At 64.6% G+C, this 24,148-nt stretch carries 20 protein-coding genes, 1 tRNA gene and 1 pseudogene; 12 read left to right on the top strand and 10 right to left on the bottom strand.

Annotated features, from left to right (window positions below):
• A pseudogene (locus BM075_RS24275) lies at nt 1-106 on the bottom strand (IS5/IS1182 family transposase); the annotation flags it as partial.
• Between the two features lie 53 nt (nt 107-159).
• Between BM075_RS24275 and BM075_RS22545 the strand changes: the two are divergent.
• Nucleotides 160-558 carry a hypothetical protein gene (locus tag BM075_RS22545; RefSeq protein WP_093362903.1) on the top strand — a complete coding sequence of 133 codons (399 nt, stop codon included), beginning with the start codon at nt 160-162 and terminating at the stop codon, nt 556-558.
• Nucleotides 559-605: 47 nt separating this feature from the next.
• Here BM075_RS22545 and secE read toward each other — a convergent pair whose 3' ends face one another.
• The 5 genes from secE to BM075_RS22520 form a co-directional block, all read right to left on the bottom strand.
• The gene (gene secE / locus BM075_RS22540; protein ID WP_093362907.1) at nt 606-797 is read right to left on the bottom strand and encodes a preprotein translocase subunit SecE; all 192 of its coding nucleotides are present in this window, start codon (nt 795-797) and stop codon (nt 606-608) included.
• 1,176 nt (nt 798-1,973) lie between these two features.
• Nucleotides 1,974-2,972 carry a HupE/UreJ family protein gene (locus BM075_RS22535; RefSeq protein WP_093362902.1) on the bottom strand — a complete coding sequence of 333 codons (999 nt, stop codon included), beginning with the start codon at nt 2,970-2,972 and terminating at the stop codon, nt 1,974-1,976.
• Nucleotides 2,969-3,811 carry a peptidyl-prolyl cis-trans isomerase gene (locus BM075_RS22530; RefSeq protein ID WP_177208456.1) on the bottom strand — a complete coding sequence of 281 codons (843 nt, stop codon included), beginning with the start codon at nt 3,809-3,811 and terminating at the stop codon, nt 2,969-2,971. Before BM075_RS22530 ends, BM075_RS22535 begins: the two co-directional genes overlap by 4 nt.
• Before the next feature lie 291 nt (nt 3,812-4,102).
• On the bottom strand, nt 4,103-4,687 hold the full coding sequence (locus BM075_RS22525; protein WP_093362900.1) for a transglutaminase-like cysteine peptidase: 585 nt from the start codon (nt 4,685-4,687) through the stop codon (nt 4,103-4,105).
• Between the two features lie 153 nt (nt 4,688-4,840).
• The gene (locus BM075_RS22520) at nt 4,841-5,260 is read right to left on the bottom strand and encodes a hypothetical protein (protein ID WP_093362899.1); all 420 of its coding nucleotides are present in this window, start codon (nt 5,258-5,260) and stop codon (nt 4,841-4,843) included.
• Nucleotides 5,261-5,584: 324 nt separating this feature from the next.
• Between BM075_RS22520 and BM075_RS22515 the strand changes: the two genes are divergently transcribed.
• Nucleotides 5,585-6,916 carry a mechanosensitive ion channel domain-containing protein gene (locus tag BM075_RS22515; protein WP_093362898.1) on the top strand — a complete coding sequence of 444 codons (1,332 nt, stop codon included), beginning with the start codon at nt 5,585-5,587 and terminating at the stop codon, nt 6,914-6,916.
• 626 nt (nt 6,917-7,542) lie between these two features.
• Here BM075_RS22515 and BM075_RS22510 read toward each other — a convergent pair.
• A tRNA-Met gene (locus BM075_RS22510) sits at nt 7,543-7,619 on the bottom strand.
• Nucleotides 7,620-7,811: 192 nt separating this feature from the next.
• Here BM075_RS22510 and selD point away from each other — a divergent pair.
• A complete protein-coding gene (selD, locus tag BM075_RS22505) occupies nt 7,812-9,977 on the top strand; it encodes a selenide, water dikinase SelD (RefSeq protein WP_245758953.1) in 2,166 nt (721 codons plus the stop codon).
• Here selD and mnmH read toward each other — a convergent pair.
• Nucleotides 9,961-11,034 carry a tRNA 2-selenouridine(34) synthase MnmH gene (mnmH, locus tag BM075_RS22500; RefSeq protein WP_093362896.1) on the bottom strand — a complete coding sequence of 358 codons (1,074 nt, stop codon included), beginning with the start codon at nt 11,032-11,034 and terminating at the stop codon, nt 9,961-9,963. The genes selD and mnmH overlap by 17 nt on opposite strands.
• Nucleotides 11,035-11,373: 339 nt before the next feature.
• Here mnmH and BM075_RS24270 point away from each other — a divergent pair, with 339 nt between their 5' ends.
• The gene (locus tag BM075_RS24270) at nt 11,374-12,270 is read left to right on the top strand and encodes an isopenicillin N synthase family dioxygenase (RefSeq protein WP_177208455.1); all 897 of its coding nucleotides are present in this window, start codon (nt 11,374-11,376) and stop codon (nt 12,268-12,270) included.
• Between the two features lie 3 nt (nt 12,271-12,273).
• Here BM075_RS24270 and BM075_RS22485 read toward each other — a convergent pair whose 3' ends face one another.
• Both BM075_RS22485 and BM075_RS22480 read right to left on the bottom strand, forming a co-directional pair.
• Nucleotides 12,274-14,808: an ABC transporter permease gene (locus tag BM075_RS22485; protein WP_093362895.1), complete on the bottom strand. Its 2,535-nt coding sequence runs from the start codon at nt 14,806-14,808 to the stop codon at nt 12,274-12,276.
• A complete protein-coding gene (locus tag BM075_RS22480) occupies nt 14,805-15,494 on the bottom strand; it encodes an ABC transporter ATP-binding protein (RefSeq protein ID WP_093362894.1) in 690 nt (229 codons plus the stop codon). The genes BM075_RS22485 and BM075_RS22480 overlap by 4 nt, the downstream gene beginning before the upstream one ends.
• Between BM075_RS22480 and BM075_RS22475 the strand changes: the two genes are divergently transcribed.
• From BM075_RS22475 to yihA, 8 genes are all read left to right on the top strand, one after another.
• The gene (locus BM075_RS22475; RefSeq protein ID WP_093362893.1) at nt 15,493-16,218 is read left to right on the top strand and encodes an arylesterase; all 726 of its coding nucleotides are present in this window, start codon (nt 15,493-15,495) and stop codon (nt 16,216-16,218) included. The two genes, BM075_RS22480 and BM075_RS22475, sit on opposite strands and share 2 nt — an antisense overlap.
• Nucleotides 16,215-17,621: an FAD-binding oxidoreductase gene (locus BM075_RS22470; protein ID WP_093362892.1), complete on the top strand. Its 1,407-nt coding sequence runs from the start codon at nt 16,215-16,217 to the stop codon at nt 17,619-17,621. The genes BM075_RS22475 and BM075_RS22470 overlap by 4 nt, the downstream gene beginning before the upstream one ends.
• Nucleotides 17,622-17,666: 45 nt before the next feature.
• Nucleotides 17,667-18,512: a tRNA 2-thiocytidine(32) synthetase TtcA gene (gene ttcA, locus BM075_RS22465; RefSeq protein WP_093362891.1), complete on the top strand. Its 846-nt coding sequence runs from the start codon at nt 17,667-17,669 to the stop codon at nt 18,510-18,512.
• 93 nt (nt 18,513-18,605) lie between these two features.
• Nucleotides 18,606-20,144: a putative bifunctional diguanylate cyclase/phosphodiesterase gene (locus BM075_RS22460; protein ID WP_093362890.1), complete on the top strand. Its 1,539-nt coding sequence runs from the start codon at nt 18,606-18,608 to the stop codon at nt 20,142-20,144.
• Between the two features lie 154 nt (nt 20,145-20,298).
• Nucleotides 20,299-22,104 carry a membrane protein insertase YidC gene (gene yidC, locus BM075_RS22455; RefSeq protein ID WP_093362889.1) on the top strand — a complete coding sequence of 602 codons (1,806 nt, stop codon included), beginning with the start codon at nt 20,299-20,301 and terminating at the stop codon, nt 22,102-22,104.
• Complete coding sequence (locus BM075_RS22450) at nt 22,101-22,859, top strand: MOSC domain-containing protein (RefSeq protein WP_093362888.1); 759 nt, start codon at nt 22,101-22,103, stop codon at nt 22,857-22,859. The genes yidC and BM075_RS22450 overlap by 4 nt, the downstream gene beginning before the upstream one ends.
• On the top strand, nt 22,859-23,497 hold the full coding sequence (locus BM075_RS25055; RefSeq protein WP_093362887.1) for a CatB-related O-acetyltransferase: 639 nt from the start codon (nt 22,859-22,861) through the stop codon (nt 23,495-23,497). The genes BM075_RS22450 and BM075_RS25055 overlap by 1 nt, the downstream gene beginning before the upstream one ends.
• Nucleotides 23,494-24,147, top strand: coding sequence for a ribosome biogenesis GTP-binding protein YihA/YsxC (gene yihA / locus BM075_RS22440; protein ID WP_093362886.1), 654 nt, complete (start codon nt 23,494-23,496; stop codon nt 24,145-24,147). The genes BM075_RS25055 and yihA overlap by 4 nt, the downstream gene beginning before the upstream one ends.
• Nucleotide 24,148: the final 1 nt, after the last annotated feature.

The following is a 24,148-nucleotide window of genomic DNA, read 5'->3' as shown; positions in this document are numbered from 1 at the left end:
CCATCTCCTTGTCCAGCCAGATCAGCAGCGACCCGCGCTTCCTGAGCGCATCGTTGTAGGTGGACCAGTTCGTTGTGCGGTAGCGGGCGGGCTTGGGCTTGCTCATGTACCTCGTCTAACCGCATGAATTCCCGATGTGAATCCTTCACCGGCTGAGTTCTGCAACAACGCCGCGCGAAGGGCGACGATGCCCTGTTCGGGCTTGGCGGCAGGGATCGCCTGTTTGGCGACGCCGGAAACGACAGGCTCAGGGGAGACGCCGGAAACGACAAATTGAACGGTGGTGCCGGCAACGACGTCATGATCGGCGGCGGTGGACAGGACGCGTTCATCTTCAATGGCGGCAAGGACCGGGTCGTCGATTTCCCCGACGATGTCGACACGCTCGTGCTGGACGACTCCCTGTGGGTCGGGAAACTCAGCGTGCGCGAGGTCGTTCGGAGTTACGCTGAGGTCAAGGGGAATGACATCCTCTTCACGTTCAGCGGCGGAAACACCCTGCGCGTGTTGGGAGAGGACGACAAGGGCGACTTGCTCAACGACATCGACATCATCTGAATATCGGGGGCGGGGGCCGTTGTGCCCCCGTGCCGCTGGCCTCGGCCTCAGCCGAGCATCCGCAACACCTGCGTCAGGCCGGTGCGGATAATCAGATCAACGGTAAAGAAGAAGAGCGACGTCAGGGTCGCCATGACAAACACCATCGCGGTGGTCAGAAGAACCTCCCGGCGGGTCGGCCAGGAGACCTTGCCCACTTCGGTACGCACTTGCTGAATGAACTGAAGTGGGTTCGCCATCATATTCCCGCGCTCGTCGCCGTCTTTGCTCTCGGCGCTGCAAATACGCGCACCGACGCGCGAATACAAGCCAAGCCGTCGCGATGCCGCAGGCGGACTCTTGCCAGTCGGTCTCGCCGCCAAGATCGTTCCCGATCCCCGCCCAGTTTGTGCCATGAAATTCCTAGACGTTTTCAATCACGGAAAAACGATCACATTGTTCCCGAACGGAGTTAGTCATGTCCCGAGCCAGTCATCAGATGCCACGCCTAGCGGGCCTGATGAGTCCGTGTGCGATCGCCTTCATCGTGATGTTGGCGCGAACCGCCGGCAGGGTGATTGGCACGGTGTCGGCACACGCTATCGGTCTCGGTTCGCGGCCTCCTGTGGGCGCAAAGGACGCGCCGGGCACGGATCGGCGAGAAACGTTCGGGTGGCTCCGGCCGGAAGTCGCTGTGTCAGGCGCCGCGACCGCGACAGGTCTGCTTTACCATGATCGCCGCCGCGTCACCCTCTCTTCGGGGATTCATCGGCGCAGTCCGTCACCAAGCGTTTACCATATTTCGCGGACTTTGGGCACGGAGCGTCACAATTTAGCCCCCGAACAGATCGCCGCATGCGGGCGCAAGTTGCCTCAAATTGGGGAGCGAGTGGACGGGCCAGTGGCTTCCCGCAGCCGGAAGCGCCGCACCGGATGTCTACACATCGCGCATCAAATCCGCCGAAATACTATATGGAGACAAGAGGTTGCCGCGCGCGATGCGCATATTGGTCCGCCAGGCGGCGTTAAAGCTGCCGTTGCGGAAATTACGTCGACAAATCGCGACGGTCTCTCGGTCACGGAGGGCGGCCGACGGTGCCAGACGTGATTTCCGCTGCCGCGGAATGCCCCCGAAAGCTTCGAACCACCGCCCATATTCCGCCACGCCGGAGTGGGAAAACTCTCCTGTGTCCACCGGGGCGAGTGAAGAGTGTAAGCAGACCGTGGGCTGTTGGTGGTTGAGCGATTGCTCTGGTGGGCACACACCAACCGACAGCGTATGATAGGCGCAGCGCAGGGATCCCCCGGGCGCCCCGCCTGCCGAGGTTACACCCTCCAACCCCCGGATCCCCAAGTCACCAGCAAAGCGCGATGCCCGGAACGCCGTTGTTTTGGCGAGAGCGTCCTTTCGCAGGCGGATCGCTTCGGCGCGCCACTTAGAACCCGCTGATCCGATCTATGACCCAAAAAGCGGCGACGCTTCCGATGCCGTAGCTGGCCACCCGGGTAAGCCGCGTCGCGTTGCGCGCAAAAAAGGGTAGGAGACGGCGCGCCAATGCGCCCAGAGCCAAGACAGTGCCGATGAAGAGCAACTGGCCCAACTCCACGCCCACGTTGAAGGCAAAGAGCGCCAACGGGATGTCGCCGCGCGGCAAGCCGATCTCCCTCAGCGCGCCAGCGAAACCGAGGCCGTGGATCAGGCCGAAGCCGAACGAGACGAGGGCCGGACAGCGGATGGCGATGGGGTCCCGACGTTCCGGGGGCAGGGCGAGTTCGAAGGCGAGAAAGACGATGGAGAGGGCAATCACCACTTCGACCGGGGCGGACGGCATCTCCAGCCATCCGAGCGAAGCGGCCGCCAAGGTGATGCTGTGGGCGAGCGTGAAGGCGGTGATGGTCCACAGCAGGCGGCGCGGTTCCCGGATCAGCAGGAGCAGGGCGAGGACAAACAGCAGGTGGTCCGCGCCTTGCAAAATATGCGAGATGCCAAGCCCGATGTAGCTCACGAGGATGGCGCCGCGCCCAGGGTCCGCCTGCACGGTAAACGCCGGATTGCCGGGCGTAAGCCGCTCCGTCCGGGCGTCGCCGGGGGCGAGTTCGTAGCGCACGAGGGTGTCTGTTCGCGTCTGTTCCAGGCCCTCGATCCGGATCGTGCCGCCCGCGATCCCCTGCGCGCAGGTCACGACATGGGCGGTCGCCCACGCCCGGCCGTCAAAGACCGGTTCCGGCGGAGGAGTGGAGTCACACCCATCCGGCAGGCTGACGGAAATCGGCATTGGCCGGCCCGAGACATCCGGCACGAGCCACGCGACGCGCCAACGATCCCCGCCCATGGGGGCCAACTCAAGGTAACCCGGGTCGAGTGCATGAGCCGCCGCCGCACCGGGCTGCAAAAGAGCGACGAGCAACAGAAGGAGTGCCGCCAGCCTTTTCATCGGGCCAGCACCTCGGCGGGAGCAGGCAACTCGACCTTGTACCGTTCCAGTAGCGCGTCGATGAAGGCTTCCCGGATCTTGCGCGCTTCCTCTGCGCGCCAGTCGGAGAGAACGGTGTCGCGCACGCTACCCAGCGGAGGCAAGGTTGGGGCACTTCGTGCCGTGACGCGCACCAGATGGCGGCCATAGGCGCTCTGAACCGGCCCGTCCCACTGCTTAAGCGGCAGGTCCGCCAGGGCGGCGGCGAAGCCCGTCCCGAACACCCGGTCCACGGCGGGCGCCGCCATTCCCTCGATATCGGCGGGGAGCAATGAGGAGCGGGCCATTTCCGCGATGGCGGTATCGTCTTCCAGCGCCGCAAACATGGCTGCAACGTCCTCTTCCGTGGTCTCCTCTGGCACCGGCACCTGAGTGAAGGACAATGAACCGGGCCGTGCGAACCGCTCCGTGTTCGCTTCGTAGTAGGCTGAGAGTTCCGTTTCATCGGGGGACATGGCAGCCGCAGGGGCTTCGGCGATGAACAGCATTTTCTGCCGCAATCTGTTGCGCACCATGGCGTCACCCCGGTCGAGCCCGAGTGACAGCGCCTCGCGCACCAGCGCCTCCTCGGCCGCCCAGTCCCTCATGAGGCCCGCCAGCTCCGTCTCGGTCGGCTTACGCATCCACGTGGCCGAAAACTGTGCCGCCAGCCGTTCGGCATCTGGCTCCGACAGGATCAGCGTATCCTCTCGTGCGTTACCTTCGCCCGGCGGTGTCATCGCTCCATAGAGGACGAAGACGAGTCCGCCGAGGACGAAGAAATGGAGGAGAGGCGAGGTGAGGATGCGGCGCGGGGTCATCGGATCAGTTCCTTCCGCTGCCAGACAGGATCGGAGAGCAGAGCCAAAGCGATTGACGCTCCTGCGCATTTTCCCCGGCGCAATCGGGAAAGCTGTCCCAACCGGCTAATCATCGAATTCAATCCATCGCGAAATCCGCATGCAAACCTTAGACTGCGCGCAAGCATGGATCAAACCTTGCCTCAACATGACGGCGCCATCGAGCGGGGGCCGGTCTGGCGTGTTCTGCACAAGGCCGGTCGCCACACCGGTTGAGGGCAACGCCACGCGGCGAAGGGCGCATGTTCGGGTTCAGTCCGGCCGCTCGAACCGGATCCACATTCCATCAGCTCGCTCTCTCCGCTCGTAGATATAAGGCGCGCCGCTCCAGCAGAGAATGCGGTCTGTCAGGTTGTCGAGGACGTGGGTTCCGCGATCTGACTCCAGAAGCAGCACGGCATGGGGGAACAGCTCGACCTCATGATGCCCTATGGCGAGCGTCAGTGCCCCCGCCGGCAGACCGGCTCCTACAAGCCGTCGCCGCTTCTCCAGGGCAATGTCCTCGCAGTCCCCGTAGCCATCCGTCGGCAGCGTCCAATGGTCCTCGAGACCGTAGCACTGCATATCCGGCAGAAACTCGATCTCCGCGTTTACCGCAAGATTTGTCGTTTCGATGGTCCGGAGATTGTTGGCATCCAATTGGAGGGACACGTCGCCGGCCGTCGGGCATTGATCCGGCCGTGTCGCACAAAAGGTCCGATACTGCGGCGGACGCGGTTCGACCCGGAGAACCGGAATGTCGAGCGGTCCGCAGGCAGGTAATTCCGCCCGTGCACCTGCGGACATCTGCAGCAGGAACAGGGGTGCAGCGATGGAATGGACCAGCAGCCGGCACATGGCTCAGTATACCAGATCGACCCCCGTCGCGTCACGGCACGGGATCTGTCGCTACGCCCGGTGTAGACGCAGCGGCGAGCAGGAGCACTCCCTTTGTCGTGTTTCACATTTGGTCCGTTGACGAAATGCTTCTGACTGGGGTGGCTCGACGGGTCACTTGAGATCCGACGATGCCTCATTTGGGAAGACCAGGCAGGGATCGAGGACCACTTGACGCTCTCCGCTCCGGTTGTATCCACCAGCAAACATGATGGTTTCCCCGTTCACCTCTGCAGGGGAGTACGTGATGCACATCACCTGAACCTCTTCGGGTTCGCACATGATCAGGTACGCGAGCGCCCCATCCCAGTGGCTTTCGACAATCTCCCCAGTGATGGTCATGGATATCCGCCCGTCATATTCTGGCACCCGGTCGATCCAATCGCCGATCGTATCGCAGGTGGCCGGGTTGCCGAAGCCCTCACCCTCTCGGAATGGCCCATCCTCGTCGAAGTCCGGAATGGTGTCTGCCGCGACGGAGGACGCTATCAGGGAGAGAAGGATGACCACGCGTTGAATGCTGCGGATTTGCATAATGCCCCACGTTGAAATTTCTTTGCCGGAGCGGGGCCATCCATGTCTCTGGCTGCCCCGCTCCCGGGAACTGATGCTCACGCACCGCGAGCTGAGCGGTGCAAATGTTCTTGTCTGACGTACATTAGATCCTCACGAATGATCCGGCAAACGATCGGATTTCGGCCGTCTCTTGAGTTTCTTTGATCGTTCGACCGTCCGAAACGGCCTGTCATCGCCCCCTGAGCCCTCACTCAGCCAAAACCATCCGTCACTGCAGGAATAAGAAGCCCATGTTCACGACTACGGATGGATGATCCTCCAGCCTTCCGCTAACGATAGGTCATGAGGCGTCTCTTTCTTCTACTCGTCTGCCTACTGTCGACCACAGGGGCGCAAGCTCCCGCGCAAGAGAACGGCGCGGGACCTGATGTCCCCAAAGTCCTTGCCGTCGAGAATACGCCCTCGGACCAGGCAATCGCCGACCGTCTACGCGCCATCGTCAGCGCGCTCGACCACGACGAGATAACGGTCTCCGTGGACGCCGGCGTGGTCACGCTCGCAGGCGACATCGCAGACCCGGCCGACAGCCGGGATGTCGCCGGCATTGCCGAGCGTCTCGAAGGCGTTGTCGCGGTGAACAATGAATTGGCGGCCTCCGACGACCTCTCGCGACAGATCAATCCGGCATTCAAGCGCTTCCGTGCACGTACCGATCAGTTCATCGCCCGATTGCCCCTCTTGTTCCTCGCCGTGGCCGCGTTCGCGGCGATCGTTGCGGTCGGGATATTGCTGTCGCGCCTGCGGTTCTGGGATCGTATCGCGCCGAACGCCTTTATCGCGGCGATCTACCGTCAGGCCTTTCGTGTTGCGTGTGGCATCGTCGGGATCGTCGTCGCGCTTGATCTGCTCGGGGCGGCAGCGCTCCTGGGGACCATTCTCGGCGCGGCCGGCATCGTGGGACTGGCGATCGGTTTCGCTGTCCGTGACACTGTAGAGAATTTCGTCGCCTCCATCATGCTGAGCCTGCGCCAGCCATTCCTGCCGAATGATCTCATCGAAATCGAGGGGGACGTGGGGCGCGTGATCCGACTGACCTCGCGCGCGACGATCCTCCTGTCGTTGGACGGAAACCACATTCGCATCCCCAACGCCTCGGTCTTCAAGGGTCGGATCGTGAATTATACCCAGAACCCGGCCCGGCGGTTCAGCTTCGACATCGGCATCGATCCCGATGCCGGCCTCGAGGCGACGCGGGTGTTGGCTCAGGAGGCATTGAAAGCGCAGCCCTTTGTCCTCGATGACCCGGAGGAACTGGTCTGGATCGAGAACATCACCGAGTCTGGCGCGATTCTGAGGGTGACCGGCTGGATCGACCAGGACCAGACCGGATTCGTCACGGCACGCGGCGACGCCATTCGCCTGGTGAAGGCCGCCATCGAAGCCGCCGGTGTCGCCATCCCCGACACGACCTATCGCATCCGCCTTGAAGGGTCCGGAAAGCTGTCCGATGTTCCTGCGCGATCGCACCCTCGCGAGAAATCGGCACCTCCATCGGCGCCAGAACAAACGACGCAACCTGATCGCAAATCCGAAGAGGAAGCGCTGATCCCCCTCGTGGCAGCTGAGCGTCGGGAAATTGGCGACCTCCTCACAAAAGACGCTCCGCGCGAGTGACGAGTTTGTAACCGACGCACTCTCGCCGCTCATACGTGGCGCAGCAGATGGCCGGCGTCAGCCCAAACTGGACGTGCGCCCTGGCATGTCGGAACGGGAGATAAGCGATGTCATGTGCATGGTGATCGCCCTGTCTCTATGTGGCTACCGTTGGTAGCATCGTGATGAATGACCGAAAAACGAAAGAGGCCGCCCCAAGGGACGACCTCTCGGGCAAGTCTTAAAGCCCGATACCCCTCAACAGCCAGCCGAGAACGTACACGTCCAAGGTCGTCTGCATACGGTACACCGCACCGTCCGACTTGCTGGCTTCGAGGATGAAAGTTGCTCGCATGAGCGTCTCCATCTTCTCATGGATGAGGGGCGCTTGTTGTACCAGCCACCCATCCACCACGCCAGTTTGCCGCAATTGTCCTCTCTAGACGGTGGGGTTGCGGCCAACCGCTGGTCTTGACGTTGAAGATAGGGGCGGGCTGTGCCCAGGACAACGCCAAGCCACAACATCTGGTGGCGCAGATTGGAAACAACCAATTCACGCACGGTCACCAATCCACTGTCGGGAGCGAGAAAATGAGGGTAGAACGAGGATAGTCGTCTCTGAGAAGCCGCTAAGTGCTTGATTTCTCTGGTAGCGGAGGAGGGACTTGAACCCCCGACACGCGGATTATGATTCCGCTGCTCTAACCAACTGAGCTACTCCGCCCCGGAGCGATGGCGGGGAGGTAATGGACCGGAGCAGAGCCGTCAAGGGGATTTCGTCCGGCCATCGTTCCCGGTCAGCCGTCGTACGTGATCGGGCGGACGGCGAGGGCGGTGCGTGGAATATCCCGGCTTTACCTTCTCCCACGCCTCCGGTTCTCTTGCGCCCAGTCCGGAGGTCCCCATGCAATCGCACATGCCACTTACCAGAGATCTCGTCCTCGTCGGCGGCGGGCATGCCCATGCGCTGGTGTTGCGCATGTGGGGGATGAGGCCACTGCCAGGGGTACGTGTTACGGTCATCAATCCGGGGCCAACGGCACCCTATACGGGTATGCTGCCGGGATATGTGGCGGGGCATTACGGGCGGGACGATCTGGAGATCGATCTGGTGAAACTCGCCCGGTTTGCCGGGGCGCGCCTGGTTGTCGGCGCGGTTGACGGGATCGACCGCGAGGCCGGATTGATCCATGTGCCCGGGCATCCTGACATCCGTTACGACGTCGCCTCCCTCGATGTAGGCATCCACAGCGACATGGCGGAGGTGCCGGGTTTCGCCGAGCACGGCATTCCGGCCAAGCCGTTGCAACGGTTCGCCCGCACCTGGGACGAATGGTGTGCCGACGTGGTGGCGGGTGCGGCTGAGCCGGACGTTTGCGTGATCGGGGCCGGTGTCGCGGGGGTGGAGCTGGCGCTGGCGATGCACCACCGGTTGAACGCGCTCGGGGTCAAGCCGCGGATCAGCATGGTCGATGGCGGTGTCGCGTTGGCCGGATTGGCGCCGGATACCCGTATGGTCCTGTTCGAGCGCCTGCGTCGGGTGGGGATCGTGCTGAGGGAAGAGACCGCCGTCCGCGAGGTTCTGGCAGATGGCGTGCGCCTGGAAGGGGGGAGGAGCGTGCGCTCCACCTTCACGCTCGGGGCTGCCGGGGCCCGTGCCCACCCCTGGGTCGAAACGCTCGGGCTGGAGACGCATGACGGATTCGTCAGCGTGGGGCCGGACCTGCGCAGCCTGACCGATGCGAAGATCTTCGCATGCGGTGACTGCGCTCATCTGACCTTCGCGCCCCGTCCGAAGGCGGGCCTTTACGCCGTTCGGGCGGCTCCGGTCCTGATGGCCAACCTGCGGTCCGACTTGGCCGGGACGCCGGAGAAGCGTTTCCGCCCGCAGAAGGACTACCTCAAGCTCATATCGCTTGGCGCCAAGGAAGCGGTGGCCGACCGGCATGGCATTACCGTCTCCGGGCGCTGGCTGTGGCGGTGGAAGGACCACATCGACCGGAAGTTCATGCGAAAGTTCCACGACCTGCCAAAGATGCCACCGGCGCCGCTGCCCGCGGTTCGGGCGAGGGAGGTCGATGACGTCCTCGGGGATGCGCCGCTATGCGGCGGGTGCGGCGCGAAGGTTCCGCAGGGGCGCCTGACGGCTGCATTGGAGAGCCTCCCTCCGCCGTCTCGGGCCGATGTGCTGACAGCGCCGGGTGACGACGCCGCGGTGCTGGCCACAGGGAATGCGCGTCAGGTGCTGACGACCGACCACATCCGCGCATTCACCGAAGATCCTGTTCTGCTCACACGCATTGCGGCGGTCCATGCGCTCGGCGACGTCTGGGCGATGGGGGCCGCACCACAGGCCGCGCTTGCGAGCCTCGTCCTGCCCCGATTGCGGGAGGAGATGCAGGCCGCGACGCTGCGAGAGATCCTTGCCACCGCGGTCGAGGTCTTTCGCGCGGAGGGGGCGGACCTGGTGGGCGGGCATACCAGCGTCGGTGCCGAAATGACGGTGGGATTTACCGTCACCGGCCTCGTGGGGGATCGGGCGATCACCCTTGCCGGGGCCGCGCCAGGAGATGCATTGCTGCTGACGAAGCCCATCGGGTCGGGAACGCTTCTTGCCGGAGAGATGCAGGGCAGGGCGCGGGGGGCCGATGTTCTGGCGGCTCTGGAGATCATGACATGCCCGCAAGGGAAGGCGGCGAAAGTCCTCGGTCAGGCCCATGCGATGACCGACGTGACCGGCTTCGGGCTGGCCGGGCATCTGCTGGGTATCTGTGACGCTTCGGGGGTCGCGGCGGAAATCGATCTGGCTTCCGTGCCGATCTACGTGGGGGCCGAGGCGCTGGCCGACGCCGGAGTCCGTTCGACGCTCTATCCCGACAATCGGGAGGTCGCGGCGCGGATGGCGCTTCCGACGGGGCCGCGCGCGGAGCTTTTGTTCGATCCCCAGACCGCGGGCGGATTGCTGGCTGCCGTGGCGGATGATCAGGCGGAGGCCTGTCTGGCAGAGTTGCGCGGCGCGGGATTCGCCGCCGCTCGGATCGGCACGGTTACCGAAGGCGCGCCCTTCATATCGGTTCGCTGACCCGCTCCTCCGACACCTGGCCCACGAGAGGAACCAAGGCATCGGCCGCGCGTTCGAGACCGTCCCGATCGAGAGTGATGTCGAGCTGCGCCGCCGGCGTGCCGGCCGTGCTGCGGGCCTTCGCGTAGCGGGTGTCGTAGTGCTGGGTCACGAGGTCCAGCGCCAATGCCTCGAATTCGCCGGCATCCACCATCGCCTGCCACTCCGAGACGCGCTTGTGGCCTTGCAGCCGGACGAGGAGCCCGAGGATTTGCTTCAGCTCTTCGGCATTCTGCGAAATGTCAGCGTACGTGCGGGCGAGGTACCGGGCGCGATCCTCCACGCTCGCTTGCATCCGAATTCTTGGCGCGTCCTTCATCGCGGCCCAGATCGCGGGCGGCACCAGCAGGTCGCCGACCTTACTGCTCTCGGCCTCCACCAGTACCGGGCGGGCCGGGTCCAGCGCGGCAATCGCCTGCGTTAGGCGGGTTTCCAGCATTTTCTGGCTTGGCTGGCCCCCTGGTCGCGGCCCGAGCACGGAGCCGCGATGGTTGGCCAGACCTTCAAGGTCGAGCACCTGCCCACCCCGCGCCGCAACCATGTGCAGAAGCTCGGTCTTGGCCGTCCCGGTGTCGCCGTCGATCAGAACCAGCCGGTGTGGCAACGATTGATCATAGAGGTGTTCCACGACGGCGCGTCGATAGCTCCGATAGCCTCCCTTCAGCACGTCGGAGCGCCACCCGATCTGCGCAAGGATCGAGGCAAAGGAATTGGACCGCTGGCCGCCACGCCAGCAGTAGACCAGCGGCTTCCAGCCGCCGTCCTTGTCCGCCAGAGGCCCTTCGATATGTCGCGCGGCGTTGCGCGCGACCAGGGCCGCGCCGACCTTGCGTGCCTTGAAGGGGCTGACCTGCTTGTAGATCGTGCCCACCTCCGCGCGCTCCTCGTTGCTGAGGACGGGAAGGGAAATGGCGCCTGGAACATGATCTTCCGCGAATTCGGCCGGCGAGCGAACGTCGATCACCGAGTCGAACGGGAGTGTCAGGGGGGTGGAGAGGTCGGGCAGATCGTAGGCCATCGCACTCCTGTCTATCCGAGGTGCCGCGCGGGCGAAAGCCGCTCGCGCTCCCGTCGTTCAGACAAGGTGCGCCCAGAATTTGCGCAGCGATGCTTCCGGCTGCACAGCCGCGCCACATTATTCTGCGAGAAATATCGTCCCCACGAGGCTTCCGTTAGACCGAATGATCAGGACGGTCCTACGATAGAGGAAAGAGGCAACTGCGCGCGTGCGAACAGCGCTGAACGACACTGCAAGTATACCACGGCCGAACGGCCAATGGCGGCAGGCAGGGCAGCTCCCACCCTGTCTGTCGCCCCTTTCCGTTTGTCCCGCGCGCCAACTGAGAGGAGGCCCCGCTTGATTCCTGTCCTCGACTGGAGACGATTTTCCCGCGGCACCGACCGCGCCGGTTTCGTTCGTGACCTTGGAGCCGCATGTCGCGGGCCAGGTGTCTTCCTGCTGACCGACCACGGAATCGACGCGGCCCTGACCGACGCGGTTTTCACCAGGGCCGGACAGCTTTTCGAACTGACCGAAGCGGAGAAACGGACGCTCCATGTCCCGTCTCGCCCGCGAGACAGGGGGTGGATCAAGCTGGGTACCGAGTCGCTCGGGCCTGACAACCAAAGGCCCGACCGAAAAGAAGCCTTCGGCATCGGCCCGGAAGCGCCCGGCGGAGCGCCGCAGGCCCGCTGGGGAACGCCCTATCGTGGCACCAACCTATGGCCCGACCTGCCGGATTTCCGCGAGACGATGCTGCGGTACTTTCATGCGGCGCAAACGTTGGCACTTGCCCTACATCACGCTGTCGCGGCAGACCTCGGCTTGCCCGATGACTGGTTCGACCGCCGTTTTCGCCGCCCGGACGCGACCTTGCGCCTCTTCCGCTATCCGGCCGGCACCGCTGCCGAAGGAGACATGGCTACCGGTCCGCACCGGGACGCCGGGACGCTGACCTTGTTGCTGGCCGATGGAGACGCGGGAGTGCAGGTGCTCTCGGATGGCGATGATGGTTGGATCGATGTACCGAACAGGCCGGGAGCGATCATTGTGAACGTCGGGGATCGCCTGAGCGACTGGTCCGGCGGGCGCTATGCCTCCCCCACGCACCGGATGCTCCCGCCGAAACGGGACTGCAAATCCGTCGCCTTCTTCCTTCTGCCGGAAGAGGTGGCTGCAAGTGATTCCGGCAAAGCGGCCCCTGCGAGCATGGCCTGGGCCGAGAACGCGGTGCAGAGGCGCGCGCGCGCCTGAGGGTTATTCGCGCGCCCTCAGGACGGATGCCGGCCGCGCCGCGAGCGGCCTCCAGGCAAAGGCAAGCCCGGCGATCAGCGTGGCCGCCACGCCGCCTGCGACGATCATCAGCGCCGAGACTGGCTCAAAGACATAGTCCGTCTCCATGACGAAGGTCGTGACGGCCCAGCCCGCAAGTCCGCCGCAGAAGATCGCCACCAGTCCGGCCGCTCCGCCGAGCAGAGCGGAGCGGATCGCGAAGTAGCCAAGGATCTGTGACCGGACAGCCCCAACGGTCTTCAGGACGGCCGATTCGAAGATGCGGACGCGCTCTCCGGCGGCCGCCGCGCCGATCAGCACCACGATACCGGTGGCCAGCGTCGCCATCGCGCCATAAGTGATCGCGGCGGCGATGCCGGAGAGCACCTCGGACACCCGGTCGATGGCGTCGCGGACGCGAATTGCGGTGATGTTCGGATAGGCCCGGGCGAGGTCCCGCAGGAGGGCGGCTTCGGCCTCAGGTGCGGCGTAGATCGTGGCGATATGGCTGTGGGGCGCCCCGGCGAGCGCCGAGGGGTTCATGGACAAGATGAAGCCGATGCCAGCGGTGGAGAAATCGACCTCCCGGAAGCTGGTGATCTCCGCAGTGATGTCCCGGCCGAGGATGTTCACGGTGATCTCGTCGCCAAGCTGGAGGCCCATCTCCTCCGCCTCCTCGGCGGCGAAACTGACCTGCGGCGTCCCGGCGTAATCTTCCGGCCACCACTCTCCGGCGGTCACTGTGGTCCGCGCTGTGGGCTGCGCGGAATAGGTCACCCCGCGGTCTCCATTCAGGACCCAGTGTTCCCCCACCGCCTCCCGGGCGGGCTGGCCATTGATACGCGTGATGATGCCGCGCAGCATCGGGGCGGTTTCGACGCGGCTTACGCCGGGATCTGTCTCCACGCGGGTCAGGAACCCTTCCAATTGGTCCGGCTGGATATCCACCACGAAATAGGAGGGCGCGACCTCCGGCAGGTCCCGGTCGATTGCGCTCCGAAGGTTTGCGTCGATCTGGCCGACGGCCGCCAGCACGGTCAGCCCTAGCCCGAGGGAGAGCACGACCGACGTCGCTTCTCCGCCCGGCCCGCCGACCGCGCCGAGCGCCAGTCGAAGGGCACTCCGCCCGCGCACCACTTGCGCGCGTGCCGCCCGTCGCGCGAGGTGCCGCACGCCCTGCGCGGCCATTGTCAGCAGGGCGAGCGACCCGACCAAGCCCGCCGCGACGTAGAGCGCGAGTGTTGCCATACCGGAGAGCCAGACGGCGCACCCGACCAGTGCAACTGCCAGCAGAGCCGTCGCGGCGAGATAGGCCGGCCGTGGCAGACGGCGCGTGCCGGAGACCGCGTCCCTGAAGAGGGAGGCCGCGCGGACCTCTTCGATGCGGGCCAGGGGCCAGAGGGTGAAGAGAAGCGCGGTCAAGCCGCCATAGATTGCGGCCTCTGCCAGCGGGCCGGGGTAGATACCGAATTCCGCCGAGAGCGGCAGGCTGCCCGCGATGAAGGGCGCGAGCAGCAGCGGAAGCACAGCACCGAGCGCCAACCCCAGAGCAATGCCGAGAATCGACAGGGCGCCGATTTGCATCAGGTACGCAGCGAAGATCGTTCGCGTTCCGGCGCCGAGCGTCTTCAGCACCGCGATTACCTCGCGTTTGCCCTCGAGGTAGGCGCGCACCGCAGCGGAGACGCCCACACCGCCAACTGCGAGGCCAGCGAGCCCAACCAGCACGAGGAACGCCCCCAGCCTGTCGACGAACGCAGCGATACCGGGCGCGCCGTTTCGGCTGTCGCGCCAACGCATTCCGGCATCCCGAAAGCGTTGTTGAGCGTCGGCCCGCATGGCCTCCAGATCTGTGGATTGTGGAACTTTTAGGCGATAGCGCGTCTCGAACAGCGTCCCGGGCTCCAGAAGGGACGAGTTTGCCAGCGCCTCCGTCCTGACCAGGGTGCGGGGGCCAAGGCCGAATCCGTCGCCAGCATCATCGGGCTCTCGTTCCAGCAGGGCTGTCAGCCGGAACGTCTGTGTACCGAGCCTGAAGGCGTCTCCTGTTTCCAGCCCGAGGCGTTCCGCCAGTACCCGCTGCATTACCCCGCCGGGCTGTCCGTCCACATCGGAAAGCGCTTCATCGAGGGGCATGTCGGGCGAAAGCTCCGCGGTGCCGTAAATCGGCCAGGCACCGTCGACCCCTTTGACCTGGGTCAGCGCGCGCTCCTCATCATCGCCCGCGCCGACCACTGCCATGGAGCGGAAATCCACCACTTCGGAAATCGCATCGGCGTTCTGGTCCATCCAGGCGCGTTCTGCCTCGTCGGCGAAGCGGTAGGTAAAGGACATCTCCGCATCGCCGCCAAGCAGGACGGCGCCATCGCGGGCGAGTCCGGCTTCGATTGCCGCGCGGACGGACCCGACTGCCGCGATTGCCGCAACACCGAGTGCGAGGCAGGCGAGGAACACGCGGAACCCGCGAAGCCCGCCGCGCAGTTCCCGGCGGGCAATTCTTGCCGCGACCCGCAGGCTCATTCCGCGGCCCGTGCGTCGGTGTCGATCCGCCCGTCGGACAATCTCAGAATTCTGTCGCAGCGCGCCGCGAGGTCCGGGGCGTGTGTCACGAGGATCAACGTCGCCCCGTGCCGGTCACGCAGCCCGAACAAAAGCTCCATGATCGCCTCGCCTGTGTGGCCATCAAGGTTGCCGGTGGGCTCATCCGCCAGCAACAGTCGGGGTCGCGGTGCCGCCGCGCGCGCCAGGGCAACCCGCTGCTGCTCGCCGCCGGACAGTTGTGCGGGGTAATGGTCCATCCGGTTCGACAGCCCGACGGCGGCAAGCTCCTGCGCCGCGCGGTCGAACGCATCGTCTGCGCCGGCCAGTTCCAGCGGCGTCGCGACGTTTTCCAGCGCGGTCATCGTTGGAATCAGATGGAAGCTCTGGAAGACGACCCCCATATGATGTCGACGAAAGCGGGCAAGCGCGTCCTCGCCCATGGCTGACAGGTCGTGGCCGGCTGCCATGATGGTGCCAGAGGATGCGCGCTCCAACCCGCCCATGAGCATGAGGAGAGAGGACTTGCCCGACCCGCTTGGTCCGATAAGCCCCAAGGTTTCACCCTCCGCGACTTCCAGCGAGATGCCGCGCAGGATCTCGACCCGACCCGCGTTGCCGTCCAGCGACAACGACACATCCGCGAGGGACAGGATTGGGTCTGGCATGCGGCGGGCCTCCGGTTTCGGTCATCGGTTTGCATATGGGGCAGTGCGAGGAGTGAACAAGGCGGCGTGCTTGACTGCGGCCCTTCTGGCGCTTGCAACTGCCTCCGCCGCGCAAGAGATCACGATCGCGGCGCTCGGCGACAGCCTTACTCAAGGCTACGGGTTGCCGCAGGAGCAGGGGTTCGTGCCACAGTTGCAAGACTGGCTGCAGGAACGTGGTCACGACGTGACGATCATCAACGCGGGCGTCTCCGGAGACACGACGGCCGGCGGGCTGTCCCGCGTCGGCTGGACGCTGACACCGGAGGTCGACGGAATGATCGTCGCACTCGGGGGCAACGATCTGCTCCGGGGGATCGACCCCGGCAACAGCCGCGAAAACCTGCGCGGCATCCTTCAGGCTGCGGCCGATGGCCAGGTGGAGGTGCTGCTGGTGGGGTTGCCGGCACCGGGCAATTACGGCCCGGAGTACAAGGCGGCGTTCGACGGGATCTATCCCGACCTGGCCCAAACCTTCGACACTCTCTACGCCCCGAGTTTCCTGGCCGGGCTTACAGATGGCGGTGAGCCGCCCTCGGACCTGGGGCGCTATCTGCAGGCAGACGGCATTCACCCGAACGCGGAGGGCGTCGTTCGAATCGTCGCAGCACTCGGCCCGCAGGTGGAAACGCTGATCGGCCGCATTGAAAGCGAGCCGGAGGAGGGGGCAAAACCGTCACCATGACACTTCTTGACAGGCTTAGCGCGGCCATTGGCGCACAGCACGTTCTGACCGGCACTGACACCGCGCGATACGCTACGGACTGGACGGCCGTCTACTCTGCCGTCCCGCTGGCGGTCGTTCGCCCGGCCAATACCGCGGAGGTTGCGGACGTCGTCCGGATCGTATCCGAGGCTGGCGTGGCGATCGTTCCGGTCGGTGGGAACACCGGGCTCTGCGGCGGCACGTACGCGTCGGATGCAATTATGGTGTCTTTGGAGCGGATGAACGCCATCCGGGAGATCCGGCCGGAGGCCCGGGTGGCCGTGGTCGAGGCTGGCGTCGTGCTGGACACGCTCCACGCCGAAGCGGCCGCCCACGGGCTGACGTTTCCGTTGACATTCGGCGCTCGCGGCTCGGCGATGATCGGCGGGTGCCTGTCGACCAATGCGGGCGGATCGAACGTGCTGCGCTACGGTTCCACGCGCGGGCTGTGCTTCGGTCTCGAGGTCGTGCTGCCGTCGGGCGAGGTGCTGGACCTGATGACTGCTTTGCACAAGGACAATTCGGGCTACGACCTGAAGGACCTGTTCATCGGCGCCGAGGGTACACTCGGTATCATCACTGCAGCGACGCTGAAACTGGTGCCAAAGCCGTCGGCCTACGCGACCGCCATGGTCGCCCTGTCGTCGCTCGATGACGCACTGGCGCTTCTGAACCGCCTGCAGGAGGCCACTGGCGGCGCCGTGGAGGCCTTCGAGTATATGCCGGGCGCCACGGTCGAGGCCTGGTGCGATCACTTCAAGGAAATGCGACCGCCCTTCGACCGGACCTATGACGTCAACATCCTCGTGGAGGTCGGCGCCACCGCCCCGCGGGACGCGACCCCCGCCCCGGACGGATCGCTGCCTGTCGTCGACGATCTCGAGACACTTCTGGGCGAGATGCTGGAGGAGGGCACTGTGCTCGATGCAGTGGTCGCCCGAAGCGAGGCACAGCGCGCCGAGATGTGGAATCGCCGCGAGCATCACGCCGATGTGGCCCTGGGCAAGCCCCCCTTTGTGAATGCAGATGTCTCGGTGCCGCTCGACCGGGTGCAGACGTTTCTCGATGGCATGGCATCGAAACTTCCGGCCCTCGACCCGGAGGCCTACCCGCTCATCGTTTGCCACCTTGGCGACGGGAACATCCATTACAGCGCCCTGATCAGCAGCGATGACCTTTACGACCCCGTACTGGCGGCGGTGGAGGATCAGGCCCTGTCCCTCGGCGGCAGCTTCTCCGCCGAACACGGGATCGGCAAATCCAAGCTTGCCTCCATGCGGCGGCGCAAGGATCCGGTCGCGCTGAAGGTGATGCGGCAAGTGAAGGCGGCGCTCGACCCCGAGGGCCTGATGAACCCCGGAAAGGTCCTGCCGGAAGCGTGATCGACGCGCCTTCCCCCCGCTGCGGCAATCTGGCATAGCACGCCCATGTTCGACGATCTGGACGATATCCATCCGCTGTTCCATGGCGCGCCCGACACGACGGCGTTCAAGAAGCTGCGCAAGCGGATCGTGCGCGAAGTTCGGGAGGCCGTCGAGCAGTACGGCATGATCGAGCGCGACGCGCGTTGGTTGGTGTGCCTGTCTGGCGGCAAGGACAGCTATACGCTGCTCGCGGTGCTGCACGAGTTGAAATGGCGCGGCCTGCTGCCGGTCGACCTGCTCGCCTGCAACCTCGATCAGGGCCAGCCCGGGTTTCCGGCGACGGTCCTGCCGGAATTTCTGGAACGCATGGGGGTGCCGCACCGGATCGAGTATCAGGACACCTATTCCATCGTCATGGACAAGGTGCCGGAAGGGCGGACCTATTGTGCGCTCTGCTCGCGCCTGCGCCGCGGCAACCTCTACCGCATCGCGCGGGAGGAGGGGTGCTCGGCGGTGGTTCTGGGCCATCACCGTGACGACATCCTCGAGACGTTCTTCATGAACCTTTTTCACGGGTCGCGGCTGGCGACGATGCCGCCCAAACTGCTGAACGAGCAGGGGGATCTTTTCGTCTACCGCCCGCTCGCCCATGTGGCCGAGGCCGATTGCGCGCGTTTCGCGGCGGCCATGAATTACCCGATCATCCCGTGCGACCTGTGCGGCAGCCAGGACGGGCTTCAACGCCAGCAGGTGAAGGCCCTGATCGACGGGTGGGAGGCCAATCACCCCGGGCGCCGGCAAAAGATGTTCCGCGCGCTGATGAATGCGCGTCCCTCGCATCTGCTCGACCCGGATCTGTTCGATTTTGTGGGCCTGACGCGGCGGCCCGGAGAATCTTCGGAAAATTGAAGACAGTTTGCGCTCGTCTGTTAAGCAGCTGCTGAAAACGGTCGGCTAGCCTTTGCCTCGAATGGCGCCCAGCCAGTACGAGGAAGAGGACACATGCCAAGGCCCGCATACCGTTTTCGCCAGATCCGACGCCGGTTGACCAATGCTTTCAACCGGCCGCAAACGTTGGCCTTTCTCCCTGCGCTGATGTTCGGCGGGTACTGGTTTGGCGGGGAGGGGGTGCTGATCATAACCTCCGTGACCTTCCCCATGGTGCTCATGCTGGGAGGGTTGTTCGAGGGGGATCGGAATATCGAACGGCTTGACGGGCTGACCGGCCTCGCAAACCGCAGCTATCTTATCGATACGCTCGATCAATTTCTGGAGAGCTACGAGGGGCAAGGCCAATCCACCGTCGCGTTCGTGATCCAGATCGACGACTTCGCGGAGGTGGCCGAGTCGCTGGGAAGTGCCGCCACGGAAGACGTCTTGCGCCGGACAGCCGACCGGATTGTCAGCGTCACCCGGCCCGGTGATGTCGCCGCGCGACTGGTTGAGCATCGCTATGCTCTCGCGCTCGGGCCCGTTCGCCAAGCCAACATGGAAGTCGCTCTGCGGGTCGCAGAGCGCATCCAGGCAGCGATTGCCGAGCCTATCAGTGTCGACGCAACCACCGTCTACGTCTCTGCCTCCATCGGCTTTTGCCTCGCCCGCCGGGCGCCCGCACGCGACGGCGAAGCGCTGATCGAGTCGGCTGAGGTCGCGATGGACGAGGCCCGCCGCGCCGGCAGCGCTCAGATCCGCGCCTACTCCGCCGAAATGAGCGCGGCTGTCGAAGTCCGGCATGCGCTATCCGAAGAAATCTCCCGGGCTTTCGACGGGGATCAGATCCGCCCATGGTACCAGCCCCAGATCTGCACAGATACGGGCCAGGTCTCCGGCTTCGAGGCCTTGGTGCGGTGGGTCCATCCCGAGCGCGGCGTCTTGCCGCCTTCGGATTTCCTGGAGGCAACCGAAGCGGCGGGGATGATCGAGCGGCTGGGCGAGGTAATGCTGTTCAACAGTCTCTCTGCCCTGCGCATGTGGGACAAGGCCGGCTACCGGGTGCCGCGGGTTGGCATCAATTTCACCGGCGCCGAATTGCGTAATCCGCGCCTGGTGGACCGAATCCGGTGGGAGCTTGACCGTTTCGACCTGACCCCGGATCGCCTTAACGTCGAGGTGCTGGAGACGGTCGTTGCCGACGCGAGCAACGATTTCATCAGCAACAATATCGTGGCCCTCGCTACCCTCGGGTGCCAGATCGACCTTGACGATTTCGGAACGGGTCACGCCTCCATCGCCAACATCCGGCGCTTCGCGGTCAAGCGCATAAAGATCGACCGGTCCTTCGTGACGCGCGTCGACACGGACCGAAATCAGCAGCAGATGGCCTCCGCAATTCTCTCCATGGCGGAGCGACTTGACCTGGAAACGCTGGCTGAAGGGGTGGAGACGATCGGAGAGCACGCCATGCTGGCGCAATTGGGCTGCGGCCATGTTCAGGGCTACAGCATTGCGCGCCCAATGCCGTTCGAGGACACGATGGACTGGATGGACCGTCACTCGGCGAAACTTGGTTTCGCACCACAGATCGGCAAGTCCATGCATTGAGGATACCCCGTCTGTTGCCCTCTAGGTGCGACGTCTTTGCCGGGCTTCAGAGGCATCGGGCGTCCGCGATGGGACGGGAATCTGCTTGACGTTTCGGCCCACGACGGATTGAACCTGCGCGCAACCGGGTACCAAGGACGGCGGTGATCTCTTAATGGACGATCAGAACAAGAACCTCATCCTCGCAACTGCGCTCAGCTTCCTCGTCATTCTGGGCTGGTTTCTGCTGTTCCCGCCCGAGCAACCGCCGGTGAACGAGCCGCAGCCGGCGGTCACGGAAGCCCAGACCGGGGAGGCGACGACCGTGACGCCGCCGCAAACGGCGGATTCCGAGACTGCGGCCGCCGCGAACGCCCCGGCGCCGATGGAGGATGCTCCAAGGATCGCCGTGGAGACGCCGCGGCTGACCGGGAGCATTTCGCTGGCTGGCGGCCGGATCGACGACCTTCTGCTGAACGACTATCGCGAAACGCTCGATGCGGATTCTCCGAACGTCCGCCTGCTGGACCCGGTTGGTGGCGACGGGTCTTACTACTCACTCTTCGGCTGGGCCGCGGGTGGCGGGCTGGAGGCCAGCGACGTTCCCGGGACCGAAACACTGTGGTCCGTGGAATCGGGAGAGACGCTCACGCCGGAATCGCCGGTCATCCTGCGGTGGGACAGCCCGTCGGGCCTGATCTTCCGCCGGGAACTGGCCGTCGACGCCAACTACATGTTCACCGTGACCCAATCGGTCGAGAACCCCACCGATGCGACGGTTCGCGCCGCGCCCTACGGGATCATCGCCCGTCATGGCCTGCCCGACACACGCAGCTTCTTCATCCTGCACGAGGGCGTCGTCGCCATGGCCGACGGTAACCTCATCGAGAAGAAGTACGGCGATTTCGAGGATCTCGAAACTGACCCCGCCCTCGGCGTTCCGGCCGAGACCGAGGAGGTCGCGGAGAACGGCTGGATCGGCTTCACGGACAAGTACTGGATGACCACGCTGATCCCGCAGTCCGGCACGCCATTCAAGCAGACCATGCTGTTCCAGCCGAGTGCAGGGATCTACCAGACCCAAACCGTATACGCGACCGCAGAAATCGCTCCGGGTCAGACGCTCACCCAATCCTCGCGCCTGTTTGCCGGCGCCAAGGAGTGGGAAACGATTCGCGACTATCAGGACGAGGACGGTGTGTATCGCTTCGTCGACTCGATCGACTGGGGCTGGTTCTTCTTCCTGACGAAGCCGATCTTCCGCGTCCTGCACTTCCTGAACAATTTGATCGGCAACATGGGCTGGTCGATTATCGCCCTGACGCTCATCATCAAGGCGCTGCTCTTCCCGCTGGCCTACAAGTCCTACTCTTCCATGGCGAAGATGAAGGAACTCCAGCCGGAGATGGAGAAGCTCAAGGAGCGCGCCGGGGACGACCGGATGAAGCTCCAGAAGGAGATGATGGAGCTCTACAAGAAGGAAAAGGTGAATCCGGCCTCCGGCTGTCTGCCGATCCTCATGCAGATCCCGATCTTCTTCTCGCTCTACAAGGTGATCTTCGTCACCATCGAGCTGCGTCATGCCCCGTGGATCGGCTGGATCCGCGACCTCTCGGCGCCGGACCCGTCGTCGATCCTGAACCTCTTCGGCCTGCTGCCCTGGTCCGTCCCAGAACTTGGCGCGCTGCAGATCATCTCGCTGGGCGTTCTGCCGATCCTGCTCGGTATCTCGATGTGGCTGCAGCAGAAGTTGAACCCGGCGCCCGCCGACCCGACCCAGCAGATGATCTTTGCCTGGATGCCCTGGGTGTTCATGTTCATGCTCGGAAACTTCGCGAGCGGTCTGGTCCTCTACTGGATCACCAACAACACGATCACCTTCACCCAGCAGTACCTCATCATGCGGAGTCACGGCTACAAGCCTGACGTTTTCGGCAATATCCTGTCGACCTTCAGGCGCAAGAAACCCGACGCCAAGTGACCGCCCGACTCGCCCATATCGTCCGCCACCCGATCAAGTCGCTCGGGTGGGAGGAGTTGCGGGCCGTGGAAGTGGACGCAGGGCGGGTCCTGCCGTTCGACCGACTCTGGGCACTAGCGCATGAGGCTGCTGCGTTTGACGGTGACCCGGGCGGCTGGCACGCCAAGCGCAACTTCGTGCGTGGTGTCGCATCGCCGCCATTGATGGCGATTCGGGCGGAAATGCTGGACAGCGGCCAGCGCCTGCGACTGACCCATCCCGACAGGCCGCCGTTGGAACTGGACCCTGACAGCCCCGAAGCCACTCCGGCCGTGATTGCCTGGGTTGCCCCGCTCTGGCCTGCGACCCGGCCGGCCCCCGCTCGACTGGTGTCGGCTGGCGATCAGGCCATGACCGACGTGGAAAAGCCGTTCGTCTCCGTTCTGAACCTCGCGTCGCTGGAAGACCTGGGCCGACGGATGGGGAGGGCCCTGTCTATCCACCGATTCCGGGGAAATCTGTGGCTGGATGGGCTGTCGCCCTGGGCCGAATCCGATTGGATCGGGAGGGAGATTCGCATCGGTGACGCGCGCCTGCGGATCGAACGGCCGATCACGAGGTGCAACGCCACGAAGGCCGACCCGGAAACGGGGCGGGAGGACGGGGATACGCTCGGCGCTCTGGAAGCCGCCTTTGGGCACCGCGAGTTCGGCACGTACGCGCGGGTTCTGGAGGGTGGCAAGCTGACCGTCGGCGATCCTGTGGAGGTGTCTTGATGGCGCCGAACCCCGACAGGCTGCATCCCATGGAGAGCTACCCGGCGACGACTTTTCTTCGGCCGCTCGCGGAAGGGCTGCCGAATATCGACGTGGGGCGGTTCGCCTACTACGACGACCGCTACGAGACTGGCGATTTCTTTAGCCGGAACGTCCTCCACCACTATGAATTTATCGGCGACAAGCTGGTAATCGGCGCCTTCACCGCGATCGCCTATGGCGTTCAGATCCACATGAACGGCGGCACCCACGCGATGGGGGGCTTCTCGACCTTCCCGTTCAACATCTTCGGTGGCGGTTGGGAGCAAGGATTCGATCCGTCCACATGGACTGCCGAAAACCGTGGCGATACAGTGATCGGCCCTGACGTCTGGATCGGCACGGAGGCACGACTGATGCCTGGCGTCACCATCGGGGCGGGTGCGATTGTCGCCGCCGGAAGCGTGGTGACGCGCGACGTGCGTCCCTATGCCGTGGTTGGCGGCAACCCGGCGCGTGAACTGCGTCGCCGCTTTGACGACAAGACGGTGGAGCGGCTGCTGGCGGTCGCCTGGTGGGACTGGCCCGTTGAGCGCATCGACCGGAACCTGAATGCGATCCGCGGCGCCGATATTGCCGCGCTGGAGGCGGCGGAATGAACACTCTCCCCTTCCCGGTTGTCGAGGCGCCTTCCGTCGAGGCGATGGAGCGGGGCCGCAAGCTCTTTGCCGGCCGAACGGAGTTCGTAAAGGGCGTCGTGGCCATGTCCGGTCTGCCGGCGGCGGACCGGATGGAGGTCTGCTTCGCGGGACGATCCAACGTCGGGAAGTCGACGCTTATCAACGCGTTGACCGGCCACAAGGCACTGGCGCGGACGTCGAATACGCCGGGGCGGACGCAGGAGATCAACTACTTCACGCTGCAGGACAGCCACTACCTCGTGGACCTGCCCGGCTACGGTTTCGCAAAGGCGCCGGTTGCGGTGGTGGCTCAGTGGCAGCGCCTGCTCAAGGCCTACCTGTCGGGCCGTCCAACGCTGCGCCGCGCTTTCGTGCTGATTGACGGCCGCCACGGGATCAAGGCGGTTGACGAAGAGATCCTGTCTCTGCTGGACACCGCCGCCGTGCCGTTTCAGGTCGTCCTGACGAAGGCGGACAAGGTGAAGGCCGCAGACCGGGAAAAGATTCTGGACCAGGTTCGGGCCAGGCTCCAACCGCATCCAGCGGCGTTCCCGGAACTCGTCGTCACGTCTTCCGAGACCGGCGCGGGAATTGAGACGCTCCGCGCGATCGTTGCCGGGCTCGACTAGG

Origin of the sequence: Tropicimonas isoalkanivorans, assembly GCF_900112335.1 — a bacterium.
GTDB lineage: Bacteria > Pseudomonadota > Alphaproteobacteria > Rhodobacterales > Rhodobacteraceae > Tropicimonas > Tropicimonas isoalkanivorans.
The sequence above is the reverse complement of the archived record's forward strand: the minus strand, read 5'-3'. Positions and strand labels throughout refer to the sequence as shown.